The organism is Acidobacteriota bacterium, assembly GCA_016208495.1.
GTDB lineage: Bacteria > Acidobacteriota > Blastocatellia > Chloracidobacteriales > Chloracidobacteriaceae > JACQXX01.
Genome location: JACQXX010000175.1, coordinates 1 through 6,804 on the forward strand (window position 1 = coordinate 1; position 6,804 = coordinate 6,804).

Below are 6,804 nucleotides of genomic sequence, written 5' to 3' on the forward strand. Positions count from 1 at the left end.
ACGGTGGTCACGTTTGCCAGTGGCCCATTTTCGAGTGGTGGACCAATGCTGGTCATTGGGGATACTTTGAACAACCGGATTCAGGGACGGTTTGTCCCAACCGGACAGTGGAATCTGATTGGCGCGCCAAACGGTATCGGCCGCGGTGTCGGGCAGTTCCGGGCGCCGAGCAAAATTCAGTAACAGGGTTCAGGGTTCAGGGTTCAAAATCCCTAACCTGTAACCCCTTAAGCACCAGGATAAGAAAAGATAAGCCTGTTTGAGACAAGGAGATGGGGAGACAAGGGGACCAGAAGATCATCTTCCCGACGTTGGGAGCGGGAGCATGTTTTTTCTCTTTGTCCGCTTGTCCCTTTGTCCAAATCGGGCTCTGTTTCCTTGTCGTGTCGCCTATGTCCCCGACCCTGTTTTCCAAACCCTGCTTTTCCCCACTTTACAAGTTGCTGATTTTCCCAAATCACATCACAATGCGTGGCAGCACGATTGACTCTATCTGGACGGTATTGCTGTCATGTCCCAGGATCAACCTTCGGAACTTCCTCAAAACTTGCTGGAACGACTGCACTTTGTGCCTGATCCTCCACTCAAGTACCTGCCTCGAATAGTTGAACTTGAAGCACTCAAAAAAATGCTACTGTCCTCTCAAACCTCGTCAATCGCGATTTCTGGAATGGGTGGTATCGGCAAGTCAATTCTGGCGGCAATGATTGTTCGCGAATCTGAAGTACTGGAAGCTTTTCCAGGGGGGGTGTATTGGGTAAAATTTGGGAAACGGCCACACATCAGGCTACTCCAGAGTGAACTGGCTGCAGCCCTGAGCCAGAATCAGCTCACCCTTAAAGCCAAAAATCAGCGGAATCTACACGCTGGTAAACATTTGCATACCAGACAAGTTCTCCTCGTGCTCGATGACGTCTGTGAAAGTACGCATCTTGGCTTTTTTAAAGAATGCGGTATTCCTTGTCAGATACTGGTTACAACGCGCAGCATTGAAGTCATCAAATCATCTGGGATTCAATGGTTGCACCTTGACGTACTGGATGAAACTCAGGCATTGAACCTCCTGGCTGACTGGGCTGACCAGAAAACAGATTCACTCCCAACTGAAGCTTCAGCTATTGCCAAATTATGCGGCAATGTACCGCTGGCCCTCTCACTTCTCAGATCACTTGTCAAAACCGGTCTTGATTGGGCAGATGCGCTGGTCTCCCTTAGCAATACTCATTCTGAATTTTCAGATTCCGAACACATCACATCTGCCCTTAAAGTCAGCATTGATTCCTTGCCCGAGCTGGAACGCGCTGACTATCTGAAACTGGCGGTCTTTCCGGAAGACGTTCCACTCCCTGAAGCCACATTGATAACCCTTTGGAGTCAGACATCTGGTTTGACTGACCACCAATGTCGCGAACAAATTGAAAAATTTAAACAGCGGATGTTGCTTCAAGCCACTGAAATCGGACCCAACCAGATAGTTGAACTCCACAGCCTCCAGCACCTGTACTTAAAAAATCAGTGTGCAAACTCCCAAGGTTTGCATACTGAACTGGTCAAGGCATACAGAACCATCTGTCCTTCAGGCTGGCACACTGGACCAAATGACGGGTATTTCCATGAATGGTTGCCATACCACTTAAAACAGGCTGGTTTGGAAGACGAGCTTCGAAACCTGCTGCTGAACTACCGCTGGATGCAGGCCAGCCTTAATTATCTTGGCGTATCGAGGCTGATGGCTAAATACAAAAACTCGAGAGATCCCGACCTGGAGTTGATCCATCAGACCTTTCAGCTTTCTTCGCATATTTTACATAAGGACCCAGGACAGCTTCGGAGCCAGCTTTGGGGACGACTGGCTGATTGTTCGTCACCTGATATTCAAGCCGTGCTGAACCAGGCACGGTTGACAGGCCAGAACCTGTGGCTCAGACCAGCTTTCACCTGTTTGGCACCACCGAATGGCCCATTACTGTTTACTTTGGAAGGACATACAGATGAAGTCACATCTGTCGCGGTCCTTTCACATGGAGATCGAATCGTTTCAGGTTCAAAGGATGGAACTCTCAAAATATGGGATCTTGAGACCAGAATGGAAATTTGCACCATCAGCGAGCACAAGTGGTGGGAGCCTGTCAAAGACGCACTTTCCTTTATTTTGAATGATATTCAAATTGAAAAACTCAAGCGGTGGACCTCAAAAATAGGAAAACCCTTCACCCATCCCACCTCTAACTCCGATTCGTTTCAAAACCTGGCCGTACTTCATGAGGGAAAATGGCTGGCTTCGTCGTCACCGTTCCGACCCATCACAATTTGGGATTTAGAGACCGGCTTGAAGCTGGCTACGGTGAAAGGGGTCATCTCTGCATTTGTAAACTCAGGTGGACAACGGCAGGTCCTGGTCTTTTCCTTTAACAACCAAACCATTGGGAATGTGGTTACAGATTCAGAACTGACCACCTTCAAGCGGTATGCTGGCTTAATCAAAGCAATGGCCGCCTTTCCTGATGATCAACAGGTGGGTATTGTATTGGATGAAAACGTTATCAAAGTGGTGGATTTAAAAACAGGAACTGAACAAATCACACTCACCGGGCATCACGAGGAAGTAATTTCCGTGGAAATCCTCCCAGACAGAAGAAGACTGGTTTCCGCATCGTGGGATAAAACACTTAAATTGTGGGATCTGACAACTGGAAGAGAACTGGTCACTTTCACCGGACACACTGCAGAGGTGGAAGTCGTCGCCTTGCTTTCTGACAACCAGCGAATGGTGTCAGGAGGGTTTGATAATACCCTCAAAATATGGGATTTGAAGACGGGAAGCGAACTGGCTACCTGCACCGGACATAGTGCTCTCGTCCTTGCGGTTACAGTCATTCCTGATAGACAACAAATTGTTTCGACTTCGGGTGATAATACCCTCAAAGTGTGGGATGTAGCACCTGATGTTAAACAAGCATCTCTCAAGGGTCATCAAGATGAAATAACAGCACTTGCGGTTTTCCCTGATGGGCAACAGATAGTTACGGGTTCAAAAGACTGTACTTTGAAAATCTGGGATGTAACGACTGGGGCAGAATTAGCTACGTTTACCGGGCATTCAGATCATGTAACCGCTGTGGTAATACTTCCTGATGGTCAACGGGTGGTTTCAGCGTCCAGAGACCACACCCTCAAAGTGTGGGATTTGGCAACAGGCGCAGAACTGACCACACTTGCTGGACATTTAGACGAGGTAACCGCCGTGGTGGCACTTCCTGATGGTCAACGGGTGGTTTCAGCATCAAAGGACAAAACCATCAAAGTGTGGCATCTCGCAAAAGAAACCAACCCAACGACTTTCACCGGCCATAGTGATGAAGTAATAGGGATGACAGTTCTTCCAGATGGACAGCGGTTGGTTTTGACATCCTCTGCTGGTCGCATTCAGACATGGGATCTGGTGACGGGGCTGACATTGGCTTCATTCACCGGAAATAAAAAGCAGATAACAGCAGTCACAGTATACCCTGATGGCCAACGGCTGGTCCTGGCGTCAATTGACAACACGCTCAAAGTACTTGATTTGAAAGCAGGAGGAAGAGAGCAAGCCACACTCAGCGGACATACAATGGACATATCAACCATCACCATGCGTTCTGATGGTCAGTGGTTGGTCTCGGCATCCTGGGACGGCACACTCAAGGTGTGGGATTTAGAAACTCAGCAGATACAATGGACTTATTTTGGAGATGCCATAATTACAGCCTGTGCGATTGCACCAGATGGAAAAACCATTTTTGCGGGTGATGTGTCTGGCCGGGTCCATTTCCTGAAACTGGAAGAAGCCAGCCAGTAACCGACCAACGTTTTGAAGCGAAAAAAGGATTGACCGTGAAGTAATACCAGTTTGGAATGAAATTCTTGTATTAGCGAACAGTCAAATTATTCGATCAAATGGAGTTCGTGGACGAATGACTACAAACTGGTATAAAACCAGCCATTCAAGATCAAAACCCTGGTCGAAAAAATTCTTTGGAGTGCGGTGACTTGTCGCCGCTTTCCCACGCCACGACTTGTCATGGCCAAATTTCTGGCTGATCAAAGCTTCCAGCGACAAGTCGCTGAGGAACAAAGCTGCAACAAGTTGCAGCACTCCGAAGAAATAGCGTGTGCCTATTGCGACAACTCTATCCCAAATTCGAACAATGACTGAAAAAATTGTATTTCCCCGCAACCCTGAACCCTGAACCCGGTTTTGTTTCTCCGCATTGGTGGATTTTTCCAACCCACCTGTTTATTCTAGGTCTCCCGCCTTAATCGTGTATCAAATTCACTGCCGCTGAATAGAGTTATCGTATTGTGGAATCAACCCCTTGATTTATCTAAGGGTTAACCTATTGAAATGATTGTGTTTCCTCAATCCTAAACCCAACCCTCAAATGGATATTACCCCATTTTTCATCTTCTGGAGCATGTTTTATGGCTGTGCATCGTTTCAAGTCCTCTTGGCTGGTATTGGTGGGCGTGGTTTGCCTTGGAATCTATTTTCACTCTCAATTCTGGTTGTCAGAGCAAACCGTTTCCGCAACTGGTGTCCCGGCTGAGTTGGTAACGGTCTCTCCGCAAACGGGATCAAGACTCTTAAGTGAAACTCACCCGGTGGAGTCGTTTTCAGTGTTGCAGGCCCGGCTTCAGTCAGCCGGCGGGGTCATTGTCGAACCGGTGATGACTGGGCTGGAGCGGCGTCTGAGTGGGACTCCCGACCATATAACCATTGAATGGAAGGTATTGCCGGGCGTGGACCCAGAGCAGATCGAGCTTGAGTTTCCAGGAATTGACGAGGTTGAGCAAACAGTTGACGGTCAGTTGGTGCTGCATCAGCAGCCAGACACGACGCTACGAATTGCCGGTGTGAAAGCCTGGCAGGAAATGCTTGCTCAAACGATTGAGATTCCGGTCACGGTGGTGTACCAGGGGGATGGGCGAATCAAGCTGAGCCCCGGCACTTATACCACCAGTGACGCGCTTCAGATCAGCCTGCAGGTTGTGACGAGGCGGGGATTTGCTCCAAACGCGACACTGACGGTGACGAGTGGGGCGGATAGCGGCGCCGGGACGTTGCGCGACCAGATCGTAGCGGCAACGGCAGGCGATACGATTGTGTTTTCCGGGGTATCAACCGTGACGCTGACGACCGCCGAACTGCTCATCAACAAGGATCTGACGATTGATGGCGGTGCCGGGGTAACGGTGACCCGGAGCACGGCTGGTGGAACTCCGAATTTCAGAATATTCAACATCAGCAGTGGGGTGATGATGAATAACCTCTCGATCACCAACGGAAACGTGAGTGGCGGTGATGGCGGGGGGATTATCAATAGCGGAACGTTAACCATGACCGGCAGTACCATCTCTGGGAACACCCTCACTGGGAGTTTTCCTCTAGGAGGGGGGATTTTCAATATGGGGGCTCTCATCCTCACCAACTGCACCATTTCCGGCAATCTGAACATAGGAAGTACAGCGAGTTTGGGGGGCGGAATTCGCAGCCATGGACCTGTCACCCTCCTCAATTGTACTATTACCGGCAACACCAGTCTTGGAGGTAACCCCTTTGGAGGCGGCGTTTCTCTCGGCAACGGGGGCACCATGAACCTCCGAAACAGCCTCATTGCTGGAAATTCAGCCAACCAGGGCATCGATATTTTTGGAACCATAGTTTCACTGGGCTACAACTTGATTGGCAATACCGCCAATACCACCATCACTGGTGACACCACCGGAAATATCCTGAACGTCAACCCCATGCTTGGAGGGCTGGCGTCAAACGGTGGGCCGACCCAAACCCATGCCTTGCTGACCGGAAGCCCGGCGATTGACGCTGGTACAACGACCAGCGCTCCGCTGACGGACCAGCGTGGATTTGGTCGCTCTGGCAATACTGACATCGGTGCGTTTGAATTCAATGGGTTGACGCCGACGACGGTGACTTCGATGGTGCGGGCTTCAGGGAATCCGGTTTGTGCTGGAGCGTTGGTGGACTGGACCGTGACCTTTGGGGCATCGGTCACCGGAGTAACCAGTACCAACTTTGCCGTGGTCGGTGGGACTGGGACGAGCATTACCAATGTCACAGGATCGGGAACGACCTGGACGGTGACAGTCAACACGGGAACAGCCGGAACGGCGTCGCTGGGGTTGAATATGGTGAACTCAACCGGGATTGCGCGACCGATATCCAATTTGCCGTTTACTGGGCAGACGTACACCGTGGATACCCCGCCAACGGTGAATGCCGGGCCAGACCAGATGGTGTGTGCAAGTAGCCCAACTGTCACGCTGGCAGGTGTCGTTGGCGGTACCGGGAGCAACGGAACGTGGAGCGGAGGCGGAGGCACCTTCACGCCAAACAACACCACGTTAAATGCCACCTACACGCTCTCGGCAGGCGAAGTCTCAGCCGGAATGGTGACGTTGACATTGACGACCAATGACCCGGCTGGACCCTGCGGGAGTGTTTCGGATACGGTCACGATTACCATTGGAAGCTGCCTTGGGTTGCTGGTAGCCGATACCACAAACAACCGGATTCAGGGTTTTAACGGGACCGACTGGAGCGTGATTGGCGTTGGAACGGTCGGCACTGGAAATGGCCAGTTCCGATTGCCGGAAGCGGCTGTGGTTGATGGAGCGGGACGGATCTATGTGGCGGACACGGGAAACAACCGCATCCAGTGGTCAACCGACAATGGAGCGACCTGGGCCAACTTTGCCACCAATGGCACGGCAACCAATCAGGTGAAAGCGCCGCAAGGACTGGCG

Annotated in this window: 3 protein-coding genes; all 3 read left to right on the forward strand. The window is 50.7% G+C overall.

Annotated elements, in window-relative coordinates; translation table 11 throughout:
* A partial coding sequence (locus tag HY774_29900; protein ID MBI4752724.1) for a hypothetical protein occupies nucleotides 1–183 on the forward strand: 183 nt, incomplete at its 5' end.
* Nucleotides 184–511: 328 nt separating this feature from the next.
* The gene (locus HY774_29905) at nucleotides 512–3,838 is read left to right on the forward strand and encodes a hypothetical protein (protein MBI4752725.1); all 3,327 of its coding nucleotides are present in this window, start codon (nucleotides 512–514) and stop codon (nucleotides 3,836–3,838) included.
* Nucleotides 3,839–4,461: 623 nt separating this feature from the next.
* On the forward strand, nucleotides 4,462–6,804 hold a 2,343-nt coding region (locus tag HY774_29910; protein ID MBI4752726.1), incomplete at its 3' end, for a hypothetical protein.

Excerpts from the sequence above, each read along its gene's own strand:
- HY774_29905 (MBI4752725.1), top strand. The coding sequence starts at position 512 with ATGTCCCAGGATCAACCTTCGGAACTTCCTCAAAACTTGCTGGAACGA.